The following is a 20,346-nucleotide window of genomic DNA, read 5'->3' on the forward strand; positions in this document are numbered from 1 at the left end:
ATAAATTTGCTTCAAGAGGCGAATTTTAAAAAAGTATTCAAATTTTTTGTGCTTATGTAATTTTCAATACTATATAAATTCATTTTTATTACTTTTAATGCTTGCATTTTAGGAAAGCAAATGGTACCATAAGAGAAACAGAAACCATAGATTTTGGAGGAGCACACTATGAGCGATTTCGTCATTCTCACCGACTCCAGCTGTGACCTTCCGGCAGAGCTGGCACAGGCGCTGCACGTTACGGTTTTGCCGCTGACTTTCCGGCTGAATGGAAAAGAGTATAAAAATTTGCTGGACGGCAGCAACCTGTCGTTCGAGGAATTTTACCTGCACATCCGCAGCGGTGTTCCCTGCACCACCAATGCAGTCAATGTGGAAGATTTCAAAGCCGCCATCGAGCTGATTCTGCAAAGCGGCAAAGATGTGCTGTGCGTTTGCTTTTCCTCCGGCCTTTCCGCCACCTATAACGCCGCCAAAATTGCCTGCGAAGAGCTGGCGCCCCAGTATCCGCAGCGCCAGCTGCGGGCGGTAGATACGTTGGCAGCATCCCTCGGGCAGGGGCTGCTGGTTTACTACGCCGCGCAAAAGCAGAAAAAGGGCGAGTCCCTGCAGGCTGTCGCAGACTGGCTGGAAGAAAACAAGCTGCACTTGTGTCATTGGTTCACCGTGGATGACCTGCAGCACCTCAAGCGCGGTGGGCGCATCAGCTCCGCCACCGCCCTCTTTGGCACCATGCTTGGCATTAAGCCGGTCATGCATATGGATAACGACGGCCATCTGGTCAATGTCAGCAAAGCGCGCGGCCGCCGCGCCGCTCTGGATGCTTTGGTTGACCACATGGAGCAAACCGCCCTGCAGCCGCAGCAGCAGGTGGTTTTTATCAGCCACGCGGATTCCCGCGCGGATGCTGAATATGTTGCCCAGCAAATCAAAGAACGCATCGGCGTTAAGGAAGTTCTCATCAATTACGTTGGGCCGGTCATCGGCGCGCACGCGGGTCCCGGCACCATTGCACTCTTTTTCCTCGGCACCGAACGCTGAAACAAGCACAAAACGCGCAGGCGAGTGGAGCGATTCGCCTGCGCGTTTTCTATTCCGCACATCAGAAAGGAAACCAAGCATGGATATTCGGGCAGTACAGATTCTGGAACCGCTAAAGACCGCCTGCTGCCAAATTTTCTCACACAATCTGGTCGGCGTTTACCTGCACGGCTCCCTCGCGTTCGGCTGTTTCAACTGGGAAACAGGCGACCTCGATTTTCTGGTGGTCACAAAAAAATCGCCCACCCTGCCGCAAAAGGAAACCTTTGTAAACGTCCTGCTGGAGCTCGACCGCCACAGCCCGCCCAAGGGCTTCGAGATGAGTTTGGTTCTTGAAAAGGACTGCCGCCATTTCGTTTATCCCACTCCGTTCGAACTGCATTTTTCAAACCTCCACAAAGCAGCCTGCCGGGAAAACCCGCGCACATACTGCAAACGGATGCACGGCACAGACGGTGATTTAGCCGCTCATTTTACCGTCCTCCGGCACTGCGGCATCCCTCTTTACGGTCCGCCGGTTAAAAGCGTGTTCGGTCCTGTGCCGGAAGAAGCATACTGGAGCAGTATCGAAAGTGACATCGCGGATGCACCTGCGCAAATTTTTCAGGACCCGGTTTATGTTGTCTTAAATTTATGCCGCGTTCTCGCTTATGCACAGAGCGGTGCCGTCCTGTCCAAACAGCAGGGTGCGCAATGGGGGCTGCAAAACCTGCCGGTTTCCTTTCATCCGCTGCTTTCTGCGGCAGAAAAAGGATACAGCGGCACTGCGCCGTTTCCTCTGGAGCAGGCACGGCCGCTGCTCCCTGTTTTTGCAAAAGAAATGCTCGCAAAAATCCGCTTTGCCCGCCGCGCTGCTGCCCTGCAAAGTCCCTAAAAAAAGACTGGCTGCATTCCATATGCAGTCAGTCTTTTTTTAGGGTTCCTGAGAAACCACACGCTGGGTTTCCCCTTTGTCTTCCAAAAGCTTTATTTTCACGCGCAGGGTTTTTCTCTTTTTCACGCTGTAAATTTTCGCTGAAACCTGATCCCCCGGTTTGTGCTTGGAAAGCACCCCGGTAATATCATTCAGCGCGGAAATTTCTTTCCCGTCAATCTGATACAGGACATCGCCTTTTTCCACGCCGCTGTTTTTGAGGGAGCTTTCGTTATCAATCGAAAGGATTTCGACCCCGCCGTCCACCGGCAGCACCGCTTCTTCATACGTTGACAGCAAGCGGCACGTAACGCCCAGCCGTGTGCGCCCCTGTACATAGCCGTTGTGAATCAACTGATTGATAATCCCCACTGCCTGACTCATCGGAATCGCAAAGCCCATGCCCTCGTAGCCGTTCGTAATGATTTTTACGGAATTGATTCCCACCACCTGCCCGTACAGGTTGCAAAGCGGCCCGCCGGAATTGCCGGGGTTAATGGCAGCATCCGTCTGAATATACGTCATGCCGTTGTCACTGTATCCTGCAATGGTGCGGTTCAGTGCGGAAACATAGCCGCCCGTCAGGCTGTCGCTGTAGTTCATGCCGTCCGGGTTGCCGATGGCAAGCACCTGCTCCCCGACTTTCAGCTCTTCTGCTCTGCCGAAAGCCGCCGGTGTCAACCCTGTTGCGCTGATTTTCAGCACTGCCAGGTCACTGGTTTTGTCGTAACCCAAAATCCGCGCATCATACTGTTTCTTGTCCGAAAGCACCACTGTCACCGTTGCGGCGCTTGTATTCCCAATTACGTGCGAATTTGTAAGCACCACACCATCGCTGCTCGCAACAATGCCGGTGCCCTGACTTTCCCCGCTGCCGCCGCCCGTTGTCGGTACGGAAGCCAGCACGCCCACCACGCTCGGGCTGACTTTTGTAAACACCGTTTCGGGCGAAAGCGCTTTTCCGGATTTTTTCTGCAGTGTCAGGACACTGCCCGTTTTTTCCCCCTGATTTGGAATCACGTCTTTCGAGCGGGAAACTGTCGCCTTTGAGGAACCGGAAGAGGGTTCATCCGCTGTGCCCAGATGTCCGCCGGCACTGTTCCCCTGCACGTCAGAAATGCTAATGCCAATCAGCATCGCTGTAAAAACAACCAGCAGCGCCAGCAGCACGCCGACCAGCGTCTTTATGCCCCGGCTCATCTTTTTGCGCACTCGCGGTTCGGCGGGGTTTCGGTAGTGGGCTTCCCCGTCTGCACCGTCTTCCCGTGGTACCGGTCGACTGTCCGTTTCCGGCACAAAAGCCGGTTTTTCCTGCGGATACCACTGCTCCGGCTGGTACTGCGGCGGTTCGCCTGCCGCGGGCTGCTCCGTCGGGTTCGCCTGCCGCGGATTCTGTTCGTCCATCCGGGATTCCTCCTTGCCGAAATTTCTCTGTCACATACCGTCCTTTTTGTTTTTGGGGGCGGTCTGTTTCGGGGTACCGTCCGGCTGCGCCGCATCCTGCCGTTTGGAAGCAGGTGGCTCTACCACTTCCGCACAAACCGTGGTCGTCGGCCGCTGCGATGCGGCGGACTGCGGAATTTCGCGCGGCAGCCAGAAAGAAAACTCACAGTATTGCCCGACCACCGAATTTGCCGAAATTTCTCCACCATGCTGCTGGATAATGGTTTTCACGATGTACAGCCCCAGCCCCATGCCGGTTTTGTCCTTGCTGCGGGATTTGTCGGTTTTGTAGAAACGCCCGAAAATCTGCGTAATTTCCTCCGGTGCAATTCCTTCGCCGCTGTTGCGGATGGTCACCGTGGTCTTTGTGGGCTGTTCCGCAATCGTCACCTGAATGTACCCGTTCTCATTGGTGAATTTCACAGCGTTTTCCACCAGATTATAGACAACCTGATGAATCATATCCGTGTCGCCGTCCACATAAACCGCGTGGGTGTCCTCCAGGCCGCGCACCTCAATTTTCTTTGCTTCAATCGGTTTTTCAAAGCTCAGCATCGTGGTCAGCACAGTTTCGGTAATGTCAAAGCGCGCGGGCCGCAGCTTCAGCTCGCCGTTGTCAATGCGCGAAAGATCCAGCATGGTTTTCACCAGGCGAGAAAGGCGTTTGACCTCCTCCGTCACAATCTGCAGATAATGCGCCTGCTTCTCCTGCGGAATCGTACCATCCAAAATGCCGTCAATGAAGCCTGCAATCGTGGTCATCGGCGTTTTCAGTTCATGCGAAACGTTGGCAATAAAATTCCGCCGCGTATACTCGCTGCTCGCCAGCGAATCCGCCATGTTGTTAAACGCCAGCGCCAGCTCGCCGATTTCGTCGCGGCTGGTCACCGGCACCCGCGTGCTGAAATTCCCGTCGCCAAAGCTGCGCGCCGCGCCCGCCATAATGCGCAGCGGCCGCACCATATTGTAGGAAAACACCCACACCATGCAGAAGCTCACCATAAATGCCGCCAGCGCCGCGAACAGAAACATCCGAAAAATATCCTTGCGGTACTCCGCCTGACTGCTCACCGAAACGCTGGTGAAAACCGCCCCGATGGTATGCGTCTGTTTGGAGACCTGTACGGTCACCGGCACTCCCACCGCATAGCAGGGCGCGTCATAAACGCCGCCCAGCAGTGTCTGGTCATTGTAAATGCCGCTGAGCGCCTTCTGCATAATGCTTTTGGGGATTGTTTTTTCCGTATGAATGGTGCCGGCCGCCCCCTGCGAGCTGACCGTAATCTGTCCCGCTTCGTTGACGATAAAAATATCAATTTCATTGTTGCGGCTCAGTGCCGGCAGAAATTTCTCAATTCCCTCGGTATCAATCGCCACCTGCCCGCTGCTCAGCGTCAGGCTGCGGGCGACAATGTCCGAAACACTTTGCGCGTTTTTCGTCAACCCGTCCCGTTTTTCCTGCTTCCAGTTGCTGTTGAAAGAGAGCAGCATTACCAAGCCCAGAATGCAGAAACTCACAAAAATCGTGAGCAGCGTCATCATCAGGTACTTTTTAAATAGGGTTTTCCGTTTTGCTCTTTCCAAAATACCACTCATTCTTTGACTTCAAATTTGTAACCGACACCCCACACCGTCTTGAGCGCCCACTGGTCAGAAACGCCCTCCAGCTTTTCCCGCAGGCGCTTCACGTGCACATCCACCGTGCGGCTGTCGCCGTAGTAATCAAAGCCCCACACTTCGTCCAGCAGCTGATCGCGCGTAAACACGCGGTTCGGGTTGCTCGCCAGGTGGTAAATCAGTTCCATTTCTTTTGGCGGCGTGTCCACCACTTTTCCGTTTACTTTCAGCTCATAGTTTGTCAGGTTGATGGAAAGCTTATCGTAGTGCACTTCCTTCACCGCGTCACTGCCGGATTTCCCCATGCGCCGCAGCACCGCCTTGATGCGCGCCACCACTTCCTTGGCTTCAAACGGCTTGACCACATAGTCGTCTGCGCCCAGTTCCAGACCCAGCACCTTGTCGAAAACCTCGCCCTTCGCCGTCAGCATGATAATTGGGCACTGGCTCTTCTTTCGGATTTCACGGCACACCTGCCACCCGTCCAGTTCCGGCAGCATAATGTCCAACATAATCAAATCCGGATTCTGCGCGTCAAACAGCTCCAGCGCCTTGCGCCCGTCGTTGGCAATCACGACCTCGAATCCTTCTTTTTCAATATACAAACGAAGCAGTTCACAAATGTTCTGGTCATCGTCCACCACCAGAATTTTCCCCTGCGACATTTTGAAACGCCTCCTCAAAATACAGTGATACAAAGTTATTATAGAAGATTCCCCTTGTCAAATGATGAATATTCTATGAAGTTGCCACAAATCCGGCGTGCTTTAATGCGGTTCCCCCGAAAAGCGCGTTTCACAGCCGCAAAGCCGCCACAATCTCGTCCCCGTCCATCTCTCCAATTTCCCGAAAACCAAAAGAATGGTACAGCGCCTTTGCCACCGTATTTTCCGGTTCATAGGAAAGCAGGCAGTAATCTGCCTCGCCGCACGGCTTGCTGCGCACAAATGCCAGCGCAGCTTCCAGTGCTTTCCTGCCAAGCCCGCGCCCCTGCCAGTGGCGGTCAATCATAAACCGCCAGATTGCATAGTTGCCGGCAAGTGCCGCCGGTTCTCCTTCTTCGCCAGTACCGTCATAGCCAAACATCACAAACCCGACCGGCTGCTCCTCCTCGTAAATACCAAACGGCAGCGCAACCTTTCCCGCTGTGATGGTGGTGTATGCTTCCAAAATACTTTCAGTGTTTTCCGCCACAAAGGGCTTTTGTTCTTCTTTTACCGAAAGCGCCAAAATTTCATGGATGTTTTGCGCATCGACTTTCTTTAAAGTAAGCAACTGTTTTCTCCTTCCGTACCTGTATTCCCGTTCTATGCACCGCATAGGCGGCCTTCCACATCCGCCAGCCTGCGTTTGCCAAAGTGCAAATGGTGCCGGACCTTGCTGCAGGAGGTTCTTTTCTGCATTTTACCATGTTTGTATGCGCCATGCAATGCTCTTTCCCTACAGGCGCGCAAAAATGCCGTTGCTCCGACTTGCGGAACAACGGCATTTTTGCGTGTAACAGAATCTTGTAACAGGCTTATTTCTGCAGGCTGTTCAGCAGCCCGCCCTTGTCAATGATATTTTGGATGAACGGCGGGAACGGCTCCGCCTGAAACTGCCTGCCGGTTGTCAGGTCGGCAATCACGCCGGTGGCAAAGTCCACCTGCACCTCGTCTCCTTCTGCAATCTCCTGTGCAGCTTCGGCACACTCCAGAATCGGCAGACCGATGTTGATGGAGTTGCGGTAAAAAATCCGTGCAAACGTACTCGCAATCACGCAGGAAACCCCGCTTGCCTGTATGGCAATCGGCGCGTGCTCCCGCGAGGAGCCGCAGCCGAAATTCTTGTTCGCCACAATGATGTCACCCGGCTTTACGGTTTTTACGAAGTTCTTGTCAATGTCCTCCATGCAGTGCTGCGCCAGCTCCGCGTGTGAAGCGGTGTTCAGATACCGCGCCGGAATAATCACATCTGTGTCCACATTGTCGCCGTACTTGTGCACTGTCCCTTTTGCAGTCATGTGTGCGCCTCCTTTACAGCTTTTCCGGGTCGGTCAGCACGCCGGTCACCGCGCTGGCCGCCGCCACGGCCGGACTTGCCAGGTAAACTTCGCTTTCTACATGACCCATCCGCCCGACAAAGTTGCGGTTCGTGGTTGAAACTGCGCGTTCGCCCTTGCCGAGAATACCCATGTACCCGCCCAGACATGGCCCGCAGGTCGGCGTGCTAACCACCGCACCGGCTTCCACAAAAATCTCTGTCAGTCCTTCGCGGATACACTGCAGATAAACCGCCTGCGTCGCGGGAATCACGATACAGCGCACACCATCCGCCACTTTTCTGCCTTTCAGCAGCTTTGCCGCCACGCGCATATCCTCAATGCGCCCGTTGGTGCAGGAGCCAATCACCGCCTGGTCCATTTTAACGCCTGCCGCCTCGTCAATCGTCTTGGTGTTTTCCGGCAAATGTGGAAAACTCACCGTCGGGCGCAGCGCGGCAAGGTCAATTTCCACTGTGCGCGTATATTCCGCGTCCGGATCGGCTTCGTAAACCTTTATTTCGCGCTGAAACCGCCCTTTTTCGTAAGCCAGCGTCTTTTCATCCACCGGAAAAATGCCGTTTTTGGCGCCAGCTTCAATCGCCATGTTGGCAATGCACAGGCGGTCGTCCATCGAAAGTGCCGTCACGCCGTCACCGGTAAATTCCAGTGACTGGTACAGCGCGCCGTCCACACCGATTTCCCCAATCAGATGCAGAATCACATCCTTGCCGCTGACCCAGCCGGTCGGCTTTCCTTTCAGCACTACCTTGATGGCAGACGGCACCTTAAACCATGCCTTGCCCGAAATCATGCCTGCCGCCATGTCCGTACTGCCCACGCCAGTTGAAAAAGCCCCCAGCGCGCCATAGGTGCAGGTGTGGCTGTCCGCGCCGATGACACAGTCGCCCGGGCCAACCAATCCCTGCTCCGGCAGCAGCGCGTGCTCAATGCCCATGCGGCCAACATCAAAAAAGTTTTTGATGTTGTATTTTCCGGCAAAGCCGCGAGTCTGGCGGCACTGCTCCGCCGCCTTGATGTCCTTGTTTGGTACAAAGTGATCCAGCACCAGCGCAATGCGTGTGTTGTCAAACACGCGATTGGCACCGCATTTTTCAAATTCGTTGATGGCCACCGGACTGGTAATATCGTTTCCAAGCACCAGATCCAGCTTTGCTTCAATCAGCTGGCCGGCCTTTACGCTGGGAAGCCCGGCGTGCGCCGCCAGAATCTTCTGCGTCATGGTCATTCCCATATGAGATGCCTCCTGTCGTTTCTTAGATTGATTATCCCACAGATGATTTACAAAGAATGTAAACCATGATACAATCTCATTGGAACTTTCCTACACCGTCCGAATGCATTGCGAAAGGAGCAGAGAATCGTGGCGCAAAGTTTTCACTTTACCGAACCAGAGTCCGGTTGGTCCATTCTCGGCGAGGGACAGCCGTTTCGCCATTACAGTCCGCGTCAGTTGGTTTACCTGCAGGGAGAAACCGACAACAGCTTTTATTACTTAAAAAAAGGCCGCGTCTGCATTTTCCTGATTTCTGACGAGGGCGATGAAAAAACCGTCACGTTCCGCGAAAGCGGCTCTATCTTTGGCGAAGCAGCTTTTTTTGACGGCAAGCCGCGCACCACTTCCGCCCGTACCATCACCGAGTGCCAAATTGTCAGCATCGGCCGCGCCGAGCTGACTACCCTGTTCCGCAAAGAGCCTTCTCTGGCGCTGCAAATGCTGCAGGTGCTGGCGCGAACCGTGCGTATGCTTTCCGGTCAGCTGGACACCATATCCTTTCTGTCGGCAGACCGCCGGCTTGCCGGCATTCTGGTCGCCCTCGCCGGAACGGAACACGTCGTGCACAATTCTCAGGAAGAGCTGGGCAATCTGGTCGGTGTCACGCGAATCACGGTGAACCGCGTCCTGCATATATTTGCGCAAAGGGGCTGGCTGACACTGCAGTACCGCAGTGTCACCTTAACCAATCCCGCCGCCCTCGCCGCTTATGCGCAGGAGTAACCCTCTATATATCAAAGACCGGACAGTCCGCGGACTGTCCGGTCTTTTTAGGATGTTTTGGTACTGCTTTTCGCGCTCATGGCATTCTCATAGATTTCTTTGCTTGCATCCCAGTATTCTTTATGTTGGGTGTATTTCTTATCGCTGTCCTTATCCAGTGCACGCAGATTCACGGTAAAGCTGTACCCGTCGTAGGTCATCACCTTCGGCATCGGTAATTTCACATTAGAGGTATCCCACCCATCCTGCTTCTGGATATACGCATAGCCCTTACTGTCGCAGATAAACAGCATATCACTGTAAGTGGTAAAATCGCCCATCAGGCGCGTTACGTTCGCCGCAGTCACCTGCGCATTTGTCGTGTCGCCGCCCAACGCATAGTTGCTCACCTGCACCACAACCTTGCCGTCGCCGTTGCGGTCTTTTGCGCCCAGTGCAAGCTTGCTTTCCATATCCTGCACCACATTATCCGGCACATCATATTCCGTAATCAAGCCGATTTCGTAATCCGGCTCCACTTTGGACATGGCATCATAGATGATAAATCCCAAAAGAATTGCTGCCACAATTCCAATGAGCACATGCCACTTGTGATAGTACCAAAAATTCTGTCGTTTTTCCTTCGGCGTCAGCGGTGTGCGCTTCAGCTTGTCGCTGTGAATGGTTTCCTCTCCCTCATGAACCAGATATCCTTCGCGTGCCATGGACTCACTCCTTCGGCTTCATGGTTGGGAACAGCAGTACATCGCGGATTGCTTCCGCGCCGGTCAGCGTCATAACTAAGCGGTCAACTCCAATGCCAAGCCCGCCGGTGGGCGGCATTCCGTACTCCAGCGCGGTGAGAAAGTCCTCATCCACATCGCAGGCCTCGTCATCGCCGGCGGCTTTGGCGGCCGCCTGTGCTTCAAACCGCTCGCGCTGGTCAATCGGGTCGTTCAGCTCGGAAAACGCGTTCGCGTGCTCCACGCCGCAGATAAACAGTTCAAACCGCTCCGTGTAACGCGGGTCGCGCGGGTCTTTCTTTGCCAGCGGAGAAATATCCGTCGGGTGGCCGGTCAGGAACGTCGGCTGTACCAGCTTGTCCTCACAGTACTCGTCAAAGAACAAATTCATGATGTCGCCCATCTTGTGCCGTTCTTCCACCTGCAGATGGTGCTCCTTCGCACAGGCGCGCGCTTCGTCCAAAGACTGGAATGTGTCAAAATCCACACCGGCATATTGCTTGACCGCATCCTTCATGCTCACGCGTGCAAAGGGCTGCGCAAAGTCGATATCCACACCATGCACGGTCACCTTCGTGGTTCCCAGTACGTTGGTGGCAACCGTGCGAATCAGATTCTCCGTCAAATCCATCATCCCGTGAATGTCGGTGTAGGCCTGGTACAACTCCAGCATCGTAAACTCCGGATTGTGGCGGGTGTCCATTCCTTCGTTGCGGAACACCCGGCCAATCTCATACACACGCTCAAAGCCGCCAACAATCAGCCGCTTGAGGTACAGCTCCAGCGCAATGCGCAGGTACAGATCCATATCCAGCGTATTGTGGTGGGTCACAAACGGGCGTGCCGCCGCGCCGCCCGCGACGGTGTGCAACACTGGTGTTTCTACTTCCAAGAACTGCTCACCATCCAGAAAGCGGCGAATTTCCGTGATAATTTTGCTGCGCTTGACAAAGGTATCCCGCACCTCGGGATTCACAATCAAGTCCAGGTACCGCTGGCGGTAGCGCGTGTCTGTGTTGGTAAGTCCATGAAACTTTTCCGGCAGCGGCAGCAGGCTTTTACTCAGAAGCTGCGCGCCCGTTGCCTTCACGCTGATTTCCCCGCGCTTGGTGCGGAACACGTGCCCTTTTATGCCGATAATATCGCCGACATCCCAGTAAGCTTTAAATTCCTTGTAAACTTCCTCGCCCACCTCGTCAATCCGAAAGTAGACCTGAATCCGGCCGGTTTTGTCCGCCACATCCAGAAAGCTCGCCTTGCCCATCACGCGGCGGCTCATCATCCGCCCTGCAATGCAGACATCCTTGCCCTCCAGGGCTTCAAAGTTATCGCGGACACCCTGTGCAAAGCTGTCCTGCGGCCAAGTGGTTACCACAAACGGATCCTTGCCCGCTTCGCGCAGAGCTGCAAGCTTTTCCCGGCGGATTCGCTGCTGTTCGCCCAGGTCCTGTTCAGGCTGTGCCTGATTTTCCTTCTTTTCGTTCATAAAAAATGATTTCCTCCTAAAAAACGCAGACCGTCTATTCCTGAAAATACCCCGTACAAAAACAGCAAAACAGCCGCACCGGCACGGGCTTTCCGCACACCGCCCCGTCCGGCGCAGTCTGTCTTCAAAAAAGGGTTGCCGTTTATTTCACAATTTCAACAACTTCGTAAAGCTTCGTGCCCGCCGGAACCGTAATTTCAACCTGGTCGCCCGGTGCGTGCCCCAGCAAGGCCGCGCCGACCGCACTTTCGTCACTGATGCAGCCAACCATCGGGTCTGCCTCGCTGCTGCCCACAATTTTCAGCTGCAGTTCCTTACCGTCCGCTTTCACCCGCACGGTCGAGCCGATGTGGACGTGCGCGCTGCCCAGCTCATTTTCATCAATGATTTTTACGTCTTTGAGCATGGCCTCCACATCCGCAATGCGCGCTTCCAGAATTGCCTGCTCGTTTTTCGCTTCGTCATATTCACTGTTCTCGGAAAGGTCGCCATAGCCCAAAGCCACTTTGATTTTTTCCGCTACTTCTTTCCGTTTAACACCTTTTAATTCTTCCAGTTCTTTTTCGAGCTTTTCAAGGCCTTCTTTGGTTAAAACGGTTTGCTTCTGCATGGTTTTACCACCTTTTCAGGGAGTACAGCTCCCGCATTTAGATATACTTTATTATTATAATAAACTGCTCTGCCAATGTCAATATACCGCCACACCGCCTGCCGGCAGTTTTTTGGCAAAACAAAAGCCGCACCGGAATTTCCTCTGGTACGGCTTTACGCCGTTCGGGCTGTGCTCAGTCCCCGAACTTCTTTTTCAGCTTTTCAAAAAATCCTTTGCGTTTTTGGTAATTTTTCTCGCTGGTGCTGTCCTCAAATTTTTTGAGCAGCTCTTTTTGCTTCACTGTCAGATTTTTCGGCACTTCAAGCACCATGCGCACATACTGGTCGCCGCGGCCGCGGCCGGAAAGCTTGGTCACGCCCTTACCTTTCAGTTTGAAGATATCGCCGGGCTGCGTGCCCTCGCGTACTTCGTAGCTCACCTTGCCGTCCAGCGTCGGAACAATCACTTCGCCGCCCAGCGCCGCCTGCATAAAGGTAATCGGCATATCACACCAAATATCGTTTCCTTTACGCTCAAACAGCGGGTGCGGGCGTACATTCACCAACAGGTGCAGGTCACCGGCGGGGCCGCCGTTGGTTCCGGCATTGCCCTGTCCAGAAACATTCAGAATCTGCCTGTCATCAATACCGGCAGGCACATTGATTTCGATGGTGCGCTTTTTGCGCAGGTGACCGCTTCCTCGACAGGTGGGACACGGTGTTTCAATCACTTTGCCGGTGCCGCCGCAGCGGTCGCAGGGACGGGTAGTCTGCACCACACCCATAAAGGTATTCTGGGTCACCCGCACCTGGCCGGAGCCGCCGCAGGCCGGGCAGGTTTTCACACTGGTGCCCGCTTTGGCACCGGAACCGTGACAGTCCGGGCAAGCTTCCACTTTTTCATAGGCAACCGTTTTGCGGCAGCCTTTGGCGGCTTCCTCAAATTCAATGACCAGCGCCGCCTCCACATCTGAACCGCGGCGTGGCGCATTCGGGCTGGAATGCCGCCCGCCAAACGGATTTCCGCCGAAAAAGGAATCGAATATGTCGCCAAAATCCATGTCAACGCCAAAGGGGTTCCCACCGGCGGCGCCGCCGCCGAAGTTCGGGTCGACGCCCGCATGACCGAACTGGTCGTACCGGGTGCGTTTCTCTTTGTCAGACAGCACTTCGTACGCTTCGTTCAGCTCCTTAAACTTTTCCTCGGCGACTTTGTCACCGGGATGCAGATCGGGGTGATATTTTTTGGCAAGCTTTCGGTATGCCTTCTTGATTTCATCCTCCGAGGCATTCTTCGGCACGCCCATTACTTCATAGTAATCCCTTTTGTCCGCCATAAAATTCCTCCTCGCAGGACACGATTTCTATTTTCATTTGCATTGTATTTTCCACACACGGCAGCGCTGCCGGACATTTTTAAAGAATACTAGTGTTTTTCGGGAAAGTCAAGCGGAAGCCACGCGCAAGTCAGCACGAGGCCGCACCCGCTTTTCCTTTTTAATAGGACAACAGGGGCCTCAAAAGAAGCCCCTGCCGTACGTCCTGCATGAATCAGGTCTTATTTCTTATCGTCTTTTTTATCGTCCACATCTTTGTACTCGGCATCATAAACCGGGTTGCCGTTTGCATCCGTGGTTTGACCGCCTGTCGGCGCGCCGTTCGGTGCGGCTCCCGGCGCTGCCCCCTGCGGGGCGTTTGCCTTGTAAAGCTTCTCGCTGATAGAGAACATCGTCTTCTGCAGTTCGTCGCTCTTCGCCTTAATGTCCTCCAGATTTTCGCCCTTATTGGCTTCCTTCACTGCGTTAATCTTGGTTTCCAGTTCGCTCTTGTCGGCGGCGTCAATCTTGTCGCCGCTGTCGGAAATCAACTTCTCCGCTGTGTAAACCATCTGCTCCGCGCTGTTCTTCGCGTCCACTTCCTCGCGGCGCTGTTTATCCTCTGCGGCAAATTTTTCAGCTTCCTTCACAGCCTTGTCGATATCATCCTTGCTCATGTTGGAAGAAGAGGAAATCGTGATGTGCTGCTCCTTGCCGGTGCCCATATCCTTTGCGGAAACATTGACAATGCCGTTGGCGTCGATATCAAAGGAAACCTCAATCTGGGGGATTCCGCGCGGTGCCGGGGCAATGCCGTCCAGCTTAAAGATGCCGAGTTGCTTGTTGTCGCGGGCAAATTCGCGCTCGCCCTGCAGGACATTGATTTCCACCTGAGTCTGGCCGTCTGCCGCAGTGGAGAACACCTGGCTCTTCTTGGTCGGGATGGTCGTGTTGCGCTCGATAACCTTGGTCATAACGCCGCCCATGGTTTCAACGCCCAGCGAAAGCGGCGTCACGTCCAGCAGCAGCAGTCCTTCGACTTCGCCGCCCAGAACGCCTGCCTGCAGCGCCGCGCCGATGGCCACACATTCGTCCGGGTTGATACCCTTAAACGGATCTTTGCCGGTTGCCTTTTTTACTGCGTCCTGCACAGCCGGAATACGGGAAGAACCGCCGACCATCAGCACCTTGTTGATTTCATTGAAAGAAAGCCCTGCGTCCTTCATGGCCTGCTGTACCGGGCCCATGGTCTTTTCGACCAAATCTGCGGTCAGCTCGTCAAACTTCGCACGGGTCAGCGTCAGGTCCAAATGCTTCGGGCCGGTCGCGTCCGCAGTGATAAACGGCAAGTTAATCTGCGTGCTGGTCATGCCGGAAAGCTCGATTTTCGCCTTTTCCGCCGCTTCCTTCAGGCGCTGTACTGCCATCTTGTCGCCGGAAAGGTCAATGCCGTTTTCCTTTTTAAACTCGCTGACCATCCAGTCCATAACGCGCTTGTCAAAGTCGTCGCCGCCCAGGCGGTTGTTGCCTGCGGTTGCCAAAACTTCCTGCACGCCGTCGCCCATCTCAATGATGGAAACATCAAAGGTGCCGCCGCCAAGGTCATAAACCATAACCTTCTGCTCTTCGCCCTTGTCAATCCCGTAAGAAAGTGCCGCGGCGGTCGGCTCGTTGATAATCCGCTTAACATCAAGCCCCGCAATCTTGCCCGCGTCCTTAGTCGCCTGGCGCTGTGAGTCCGTAAAGTATGCCGGAACCGTAATGACTGCGCTGCTGACCGGCTCGCCCAGATATGCCTCTGCGTCCGCCTTCAGCTTCTGCAGAATCATAGCGCTGATTTCCTGCGGCGTGTACTGCTTGTCGTCAATCTTCACTTTGAAGTCGGAGCCCATCTCGCGCTTAATGGAAATCACGGTGCGTTCCGGGTTCGCGATAGCCTGGCGTTTTGCGGCCTGACCGACAATGCGCTCGCCGTCTTTCTTGAAAGCCACAACAGACGGTGTTGTGCGTGCGCCCTCTGCATTGGCGATTACGACCGGCTCGCCGCCCTCAATGACCGCCACGCAGGAGTTGGTTGTGCCAAGGTCAATCCCAATAGTTTTGCTCATAGTTCTTACCTCCGTTTTATTTTCAGATAAACTATTCAAAATTTATGTGGAAAACTGCCTTGCGGCAGGCTGTAGATGATTTTCAGGCAGCGCCGCTAATTGGCGACCTGCACCATGGCGTGGCGCACCACTTTGCTGCCCATCCGGTAGCCCTTCTGGTACACCTGCGCAATTACATTTTCACCAAGTTCCTCACTTTCTATGTGCGAAACGGCATTGTGCAGCTGCGCGTCAAACGGTTCACCTTCCTTGCCCATTGGCTCGACGCCGAGTTTTTCGAGGGCGTCGTCCATCTGCTTCTGCACCATTTCAATGCCCTTGCGCAGGTCTTCCACAGAGCAGTCCGGCTGGCTGAGCGCCCGCTCCAGATTGTCTGCCACCGGCAGGAACTCCTGCACCGCGTCTGCGGTTGCACCCGCATACAGTGCGCTTTTTTCGCGCTCCGTCCGCTTGCGGAAGTTGTCATACTCCGCCGCGGTGCGCAGCAGCAGGTCTTTCTGTTTGGCTGCCTCAGCTTTGGCGGTTTCCAAATCAGCCTTCAGGGCATCTTCCTGTGTCTTTTTCTTTGCCTTTTTTTCTTTTTTGTCCGCTTTGGACGGGTTCTGGGGCTCTTTCGTTTCCGGCACGGCCTGTTCCTGCTTTTCTTCTGCGGGCGTCTGCTGCGTGCTTTCTGTTTCTTTCTTTTCTTCGGTATTCAAATTCACGTTTACCCCTTTCCTAGTCATCTATCGTAAGCAAAATCGCTTATAAACCAAGTCATTTCGCGCCGCCCGCTACTGCAGGTCAATCAACTCTGTCAGCATGCGACCCACGCTGCGCGCCAGGTACTCCAGGCTGCCGGTGAGCTTCGGGTAATCCATCCGTATCGGCCCCAGCACGGCAATGGCACCGGCGTCCTGCCCGCGCACCGCGTAGTGCGCAACAAGCAGCCCCGCATCGCGCAGGGCGGGCACGCCGCTTTCCTGCCCAATGTAAACCCGTGTACCCGCGCGCTCCAGCAGGCGGTAAACCTCCTGCGGGCGGGAAAGGTACCGCATAATGCGGCGCAGGTTTTCGGCATTGAACTCCGGGAAAAAAAGCAGGTTGGTCTGCCCGTCCATGCGCACATCGCTGCCCATTGCCTCACGGGCGACATCCTGCAGTGCCATCAGCGCACTGCTCATCAGCAGCGCCGCTTCCCCCATGCCCGCGCCCATGGTCTGAATACAGGCAGGGGTGATGCTGCGCACCGGACGCCCTGCCAGACTTTCGTTAAACACGCGGAAAAACACTCGCAGGATTTCCGGCGTCAGCTCAAAGTCGCAGTGGAACACACGGCTGTGCATGGTGCCGGAGCTGGTCATCAGAATAACCATCGCGGTGCGCCGGCTGGTCTGCACAAACTGAATGCCCGCCACAGAGGCGCCGCTGCCACTCGGTGTGGTGGTCACCGCCGCCATGTGTGTCAGCCCCGCCAGTGTGCGCGCCACACCGTCCAGCAGCTTTTCGGGGTCATACGCACTGGGCAGCAGCAGCGCATCGATAAAGTGCCGTTCTTCCGGCGTAACCGGCGCCGGTATCATCAGCTCATCCAGATACAGCCGGTAGCCGCGTTCGCTGGGCACCCGCCCGGCAGAGGTGTGCGGCTGGTCCAGCAGCCCCATGGCAGCCAGGTCGCTCATTTCGTTTCGGACGGTGGCACTGGATACGGAGAAGTCCAGGCAGTCGCATAATGCCTTGCTGCCCACCGGCTCACCGGAAACGGTGTAAAGCTCAATAACAGCCTGCAGAATCTTCTGCTTGCGTGGCGTCAGCTCCAATATCCTCGCCTCCCTTTTGCGGTTAGCACTCTATCAAGTTGAGTGCTAACTACAGTTACTAATGTACCATTACTTTGCCCTGCTGTCAATAGGATAATTGTAAATACATTATGAATTTGCGCCTTCTCCGGCACGTTTCACGCCAGTTCCTGCCCGTTTCCATCGCTAAACAGCAGTTCCGCCAGCAGCGCGCTGCTGACCAAAAATCCCTGCGTTGTAAGCTGAATGCCTGCCGGCCCCGTCCGTGTCAGCCCTGCCGCTTCATACCGCCGGGCGGCGCGCCGAACTTCTTCAGGAATCCCGCTGCCAAAGCAAGCACGGCAGCCTGCTTCCGTCAGCCCTTCTGTCAGCCGCAGGCGCAGCATGGCATACTCCGTAAAGGAACCCGCGGGAATCTCCTCGTCCGTTTCCGGCAGCGGCTCCTCTCCGTTCAGAAACGCGCGCAGGGAGCGCGTCCGGTAAAAGCGCCGTCCCAAAAAATAGGAATGTGCAGCCGGACCGAATCCCAGGTACGGCTGCAGGTTCCAGTACTTCAGGTTGTGCCTGCTTTCGCACCCCGGAACTGCAAAATTGCTGATTTCATACTGCCGCAGACCACCGGCCTCCAGCTGTGCACAGGCAGATTCGTACAGCCGGGCGGACTCTTCCTCGTCGGGCAGGCACAAAGTCTGCCGCTGCTGCCAGAATGCCGTGCGCTCCTCCACCCGCAGCAAATATGCGGACAGATGGGTAACCCCCGCCTCCAGACAAAAGCGAATGCTGTTGCGCAGGCTCTGCCGGGTCTGCCCCGGCACCGCCAGCATTAAGTCCAGCGAAACCTTTGCAATGCCCGCATCGCGTGCGTCGGCAACCGCCTGCGCTGCCTGCTGCGCCGTATGCTGCCTGCCCAATGTGTGCAGCTCTCGCTCATCGGCACTCTGCAGCCCCAGGGAAATGCGGTTGACACCCGCCTGCCGAACCTGCCCGAACAGTTCCTTTAAGGATTTGTCCGGATTCGCTTCGAGCGTAATCTCCGCATTTTCCAAACCAAAAGCTTCCTTTGCCACCGTCAAAATCCGGCAAAGCCGCCGCGCACCCAGCAGGCTCGGCGTGCCGCCGCCGAAGTACAGGGTATCTGCCTGCAAAGCCGGATATTCCTTTTTGTATTTTTTTAGTTCTCTAACAATACATTCTGTATATTCATCCATGGTTTTCTCGCTGCCGCGCAGCGAGAAAAAGTCGCAGTACGGACATTTTCCGTCACAAAACGGCACATGGATATAGAGTCCCACCGGTTCCATCCTAATAAACACCTGCTTTCAAAAAAATTCGCGCCCACCCGCCGCGCCTGTGCGTTTTCTCTCTTTTGCATTTTCTTTCTTTATGGTATACTAAAGGCAATCGAAACGGTTCTTCTCTGGAAACCCGCACAAGAAAGGGGAAACAAAATTTGCAGATTCCACGTGAACGGATCCGGAACTTCAGCATCATCGCACATATTGACCACGGCAAGTCCACGCTGGCGGACCGCATTCTGGAGCAGACAAAGTCCGTGCCCCTGCGCGAGATGGAAAATCAGATTCTGGACGACATGGATTTGGAGCGTGAACGCGGCATTACCATTAAAGCACACGCGGTCACGCTCGTCTATACCGCAAAGGACGGCTTGGACTATGTTTTTAATTTAATTGACACGCCCGGTCACGTTGACTTTAATTACGAGGTCAGCCGCTCGCTGGCCGCCTGCGAAGGCGCTGTGCTGGTGGTGGACGCCAGTCAGGGCATCGAGGCACAGACGCTGGCAAACACCTATCTGGCGGCGGATGCCGGGCTGGAAGTTGTGCCGGTCATCAATAAAATTGACCTGCCCAGCGCCGACCCCGACCGCGTCAAAAAGGAAATTGAAGACGTCATCGGCATTCCCGCGCAGGATGCCCCTTGCATCAGCGCCAAAACCGGCTTAAACATTCCCGCTGTGATGGAACAGATTGTCCACCTGATTCCGCCACCGCAGGGCGACAGCACCGCACCGCTGCAAGCGCTGATCTTTGACTCCTATTACGATGCTTACAAGGGCGTCATCGCGCACGTGCGCATTGTGCAGGGCATGGTGCACACCGGCGACACCATCCACATGATGTCCACCGGTTGCAACTTCACCGTTGTGGAGTGCGGCTATATGCGCGCCACCTCGTTTGAGCCATCCGGAACGCTGGAGGCTGGCGAGGTCGGTTACATCACCGCCTCCATCAAAGCGGTTAAGGAAGCCCGCGTTGGCGACACCATCACGCTGGCAGACCGCCCTGCGGCCGAAGCGCTGCCCGGCTACCGCGCCGCACAGCCGATGGTTTTCTGCGGCATTTATCCTGCGGACGGCGCGAAATACCCCGACCTGCGCGATGCCCTCGAAAAGCTGCAGCTCAACGATGCCGCGCTTTCCTATGAACCGGAAACCAGCGCCGCGCTCGGCTTCGGCTTTCGATGCGGATTTCTGGGCCTTCTGCACATGGAAATCGTACAGGAACGGCTGGAACGGGAGTATAACCTGGACTTGGTCACCACCGCGCCGAGCGTGGTGTATGAGATTACCCTGACGGACGGCACCGAGCTGAAAATCGACAATCCCACCAACTATCCGGATCCCTCCACCATTGCAGAGGCGAAAGAGCCCATCGCCAACGCGCATATTTACACCCCCAGCGAGTACGTGGGCAACATCATGGAACTGTGCCAAGAGCGCCGCGGCGTTTTTGAAGATATGCAGTACATCGACACCGACCGTGTTGACATTCATTACCGTCTGCCGCTCAACGAAATCGTATACGACTTCTTTGACGCGCTGAAAAGCCGCACCCGCGGCTACGCCAGCTTTGACTATGAACTTGCAGGCTATGAAAAGAGCAATCTGGTAAAACTGGACATTATGATCAACAGCGAAGTCGTGGACGCCCTGAGCTTCATCATCCATGCGGACAAAGCTTACACCCGCGCACGGAAAATGGCAGAAAAACTGAAAGACAAAATTCCGCGCCAGCTGTTTGAGGTGCCGATTCAAGCGTGCATCGGCGGCCGCATTATCGCGCGCGAAACCGTTAAGGCGCTTCGCAAGGACGTACTTGCTAAATGCTATGGCGGCGACATCTCCCGCAAGAAAAAGCTGCTGGAAAAGCAGAAGGAAGGCAAAAAGCGTATGCGCCAGGTCGGTTCCGTCGAACTGCCGCAGGACGCCTTCATGGCGGTGCTCAAACTCGACGAGTAATTTTTGCCCTGCAAAAAGGCTGCTGCAGATGA

At 55.1% G+C, this 20,346-nt stretch carries 18 protein-coding genes; 4 read left to right on the plus strand and 14 right to left on the minus strand.

Annotated features, from left to right (window positions below):
- Positions 1 to 168 precede the first annotated feature (168 nt).
- Together PXC00_RS13365 and PXC00_RS13370 are read left to right on the plus strand one after the other, a co-directional pair.
- Positions 169 to 1,041 (plus strand): DegV family protein, encoded by an 873-nt coding sequence (locus PXC00_RS13365; RefSeq protein ID WP_275844218.1) that lies wholly within the window; start codon positions 169 to 171, stop codon positions 1,039 to 1,041.
- A 79-nt stretch (positions 1,042 to 1,120) separates the two neighbouring features.
- Positions 1,121 to 1,915: an aminoglycoside adenylyltransferase domain-containing protein gene (locus PXC00_RS13370; RefSeq protein ID WP_275844219.1), complete on the plus strand. Its 795-nt coding sequence runs from the start codon at positions 1,121 to 1,123 to the stop codon at positions 1,913 to 1,915.
- A gap of 39 nt (positions 1,916 to 1,954) precedes the next feature.
- Here the strand turns inward: PXC00_RS13370 and PXC00_RS13375 are convergent, their stop codons facing one another.
- The 6 genes from PXC00_RS13375 to leuC all read right to left on the minus strand — a co-directional run bounded on the left by PXC00_RS13375 (position 1,955) and on the right by leuC (position 8,289).
- Complete coding sequence (locus PXC00_RS13375) at positions 1,955 to 3,358, minus strand: S1C family serine protease (RefSeq protein WP_275844220.1); 1,404 nt, start codon at positions 3,356 to 3,358, stop codon at positions 1,955 to 1,957.
- A 30-nt stretch (positions 3,359 to 3,388) separates the two neighbouring features.
- Positions 3,389 to 4,981: a sensor histidine kinase gene (locus PXC00_RS13380; protein ID WP_275844221.1), complete on the minus strand. Its 1,593-nt coding sequence runs from the start codon at positions 4,979 to 4,981 to the stop codon at positions 3,389 to 3,391.
- A gap of 8 nt (positions 4,982 to 4,989) precedes the next feature.
- Entirely contained in the window at positions 4,990 to 5,679 is a 690-nt protein-coding gene (locus PXC00_RS13385; protein WP_275844222.1) for a response regulator transcription factor, read from the minus strand.
- 130 nt (positions 5,680 to 5,809) lie between these two features.
- A complete protein-coding gene (locus PXC00_RS13390) occupies positions 5,810 to 6,289 on the minus strand; it encodes a GNAT family N-acetyltransferase (RefSeq protein WP_275844223.1) in 480 nt (159 codons plus the stop codon).
- Positions 6,290 to 6,533: 244 nt separating this feature from the next.
- Complete coding sequence (leuD, locus tag PXC00_RS13395) at positions 6,534 to 7,016, minus strand: 3-isopropylmalate dehydratase small subunit (protein WP_275844224.1); 483 nt, start codon at positions 7,014 to 7,016, stop codon at positions 6,534 to 6,536.
- Positions 7,017 to 7,029: 13 nt separating this feature from the next.
- A complete protein-coding gene (leuC, locus tag PXC00_RS13400) occupies positions 7,030 to 8,289 on the minus strand; it encodes a 3-isopropylmalate dehydratase large subunit (RefSeq protein ID WP_275844225.1) in 1,260 nt (419 codons plus the stop codon).
- A gap of 129 nt (positions 8,290 to 8,418) precedes the next feature.
- Between leuC and PXC00_RS13405 the strand changes: the two genes are divergently transcribed.
- Positions 8,419 to 9,054 carry a Crp/Fnr family transcriptional regulator gene (locus tag PXC00_RS13405; protein WP_275844226.1) on the plus strand — a complete coding sequence of 212 codons (636 nt, stop codon included), beginning with the start codon at positions 8,419 to 8,421 and terminating at the stop codon, positions 9,052 to 9,054.
- Between the two features lie 47 nt (positions 9,055 to 9,101).
- On the opposite strand, the gene PXC00_RS13410 is transcribed toward PXC00_RS13405, so the two are convergent.
- The 8 genes from PXC00_RS13410 to hemW form a co-directional block, all read right to left on the minus strand.
- Positions 9,102 to 9,758 carry a hypothetical protein gene (locus PXC00_RS13410; protein ID WP_275844227.1) on the minus strand — a complete coding sequence of 219 codons (657 nt, stop codon included), beginning with the start codon at positions 9,756 to 9,758 and terminating at the stop codon, positions 9,102 to 9,104.
- Between the two features lie 4 nt (positions 9,759 to 9,762).
- Positions 9,763 to 11,262, minus strand: a complete 1,500-nt coding sequence (gene lysS, locus PXC00_RS13415; protein WP_275844228.1) for a lysine--tRNA ligase — start codon at positions 11,260 to 11,262, stop codon at positions 9,763 to 9,765.
- Between the two features lie 142 nt (positions 11,263 to 11,404).
- Complete coding sequence (greA, locus tag PXC00_RS13420; protein WP_275844229.1) at positions 11,405 to 11,872, minus strand: transcription elongation factor GreA; 468 nt, start codon at positions 11,870 to 11,872, stop codon at positions 11,405 to 11,407.
- A gap of 175 nt (positions 11,873 to 12,047) precedes the next feature.
- Positions 12,048 to 13,190 carry a molecular chaperone DnaJ gene (gene dnaJ, locus PXC00_RS13425; RefSeq protein WP_275844230.1) on the minus strand — a complete coding sequence of 381 codons (1,143 nt, stop codon included), beginning with the start codon at positions 13,188 to 13,190 and terminating at the stop codon, positions 12,048 to 12,050.
- A 221-nt stretch (positions 13,191 to 13,411) separates the two neighbouring features.
- Entirely contained in the window at positions 13,412 to 15,277 is a 1,866-nt protein-coding gene (gene dnaK, locus PXC00_RS13430; protein ID WP_275844231.1) for a molecular chaperone DnaK, read from the minus strand.
- A gap of 95 nt (positions 15,278 to 15,372) precedes the next feature.
- Entirely contained in the window at positions 15,373 to 15,981 is a 609-nt protein-coding gene (gene grpE, locus PXC00_RS13435; protein WP_316935010.1) for a nucleotide exchange factor GrpE, read from the minus strand.
- Positions 15,982 to 16,050: 69 nt separating this feature from the next.
- The gene (gene hrcA, locus PXC00_RS13440) at positions 16,051 to 17,076 is read right to left on the minus strand and encodes a heat-inducible transcriptional repressor HrcA (RefSeq protein ID WP_275844233.1); all 1,026 of its coding nucleotides are present in this window, start codon (positions 17,074 to 17,076) and stop codon (positions 16,051 to 16,053) included.
- Between the two features lie 137 nt (positions 17,077 to 17,213).
- Positions 17,214 to 18,356 carry a radical SAM family heme chaperone HemW gene (gene hemW / locus PXC00_RS13445; RefSeq protein ID WP_275844234.1) on the minus strand — a complete coding sequence of 381 codons (1,143 nt, stop codon included), beginning with the start codon at positions 18,354 to 18,356 and terminating at the stop codon, positions 17,214 to 17,216.
- A 149-nt stretch (positions 18,357 to 18,505) separates the two neighbouring features.
- Here hemW and lepA point away from each other — a divergent pair, with 149 nt between their 5' ends.
- Positions 18,506 to 20,314 carry a translation elongation factor 4 gene (gene lepA, locus PXC00_RS13450; RefSeq protein ID WP_275844235.1) on the plus strand — a complete coding sequence of 603 codons (1,809 nt, stop codon included), beginning with the start codon at positions 18,506 to 18,508 and terminating at the stop codon, positions 20,312 to 20,314.
- The last annotated feature ends 32 nt before the right edge of the window (positions 20,315 to 20,346 follow it).

The sequence above is a fragment of the Caproicibacterium argilliputei genome, assembly GCF_029211325.2.
In the GTDB taxonomy this organism is placed as follows: domain Bacteria; phylum Bacillota; class Clostridia; order Oscillospirales; family Acutalibacteraceae; genus Caproicibacterium; species Caproicibacterium argilliputei.

Excerpts from the sequence above, each read along its gene's own strand:
- PXC00_RS13365 (WP_275844218.1), top strand. The coding sequence starts at position 169 with ATGAGCGATTTCGTCATTCTCACCGACTCCAGCTGTGACCTTCCGGCA.
- PXC00_RS13370 (WP_275844219.1), top strand. The coding sequence starts at position 1,121 with ATGGATATTCGGGCAGTACAGATTCTGGAACCGCTAAAGACCGCCTGC.
- PXC00_RS13375 (WP_275844220.1), bottom strand. The coding sequence starts at position 3,358 with ATGGACGAACAGAATCCGCGGCAGGCGAACCCGACGGAGCAGCCCGCG.
- PXC00_RS13385 (WP_275844222.1), bottom strand. The coding sequence starts at position 5,679 with ATGTCGCAGGGGAAAATTCTGGTGGTGGACGATGACCAGAACATTTGT.
- leuD (WP_275844224.1), bottom strand. The coding sequence starts at position 7,016 with ATGACTGCAAAAGGGACAGTGCACAAGTACGGCGACAATGTGGACACA.
- leuC (WP_275844225.1), bottom strand. The coding sequence starts at position 8,289 with ATGGGAATGACCATGACGCAGAAGATTCTGGCGGCGCACGCCGGGCTT.
- PXC00_RS13410 (WP_275844227.1), bottom strand. The coding sequence starts at position 9,758 with ATGGCACGCGAAGGATATCTGGTTCATGAGGGAGAGGAAACCATTCAC.
- lysS (WP_275844228.1), bottom strand. The coding sequence starts at position 11,262 with ATGAACGAAAAGAAGGAAAATCAGGCACAGCCTGAACAGGACCTGGGC.
- greA (WP_275844229.1), bottom strand. The coding sequence starts at position 11,872 with ATGCAGAAGCAAACCGTTTTAACCAAAGAAGGCCTTGAAAAGCTCGAA.
- dnaJ (WP_275844230.1), bottom strand. The coding sequence starts at position 13,190 with ATGGCGGACAAAAGGGATTACTATGAAGTAATGGGCGTGCCGAAGAAT.
- dnaK (WP_275844231.1), bottom strand. The coding sequence starts at position 15,277 with ATGAGCAAAACTATTGGGATTGACCTTGGCACAACCAACTCCTGCGTG.
- hemW (WP_275844234.1), bottom strand. The coding sequence starts at position 18,356 with ATGGAACCGGTGGGACTCTATATCCATGTGCCGTTTTGTGACGGAAAA.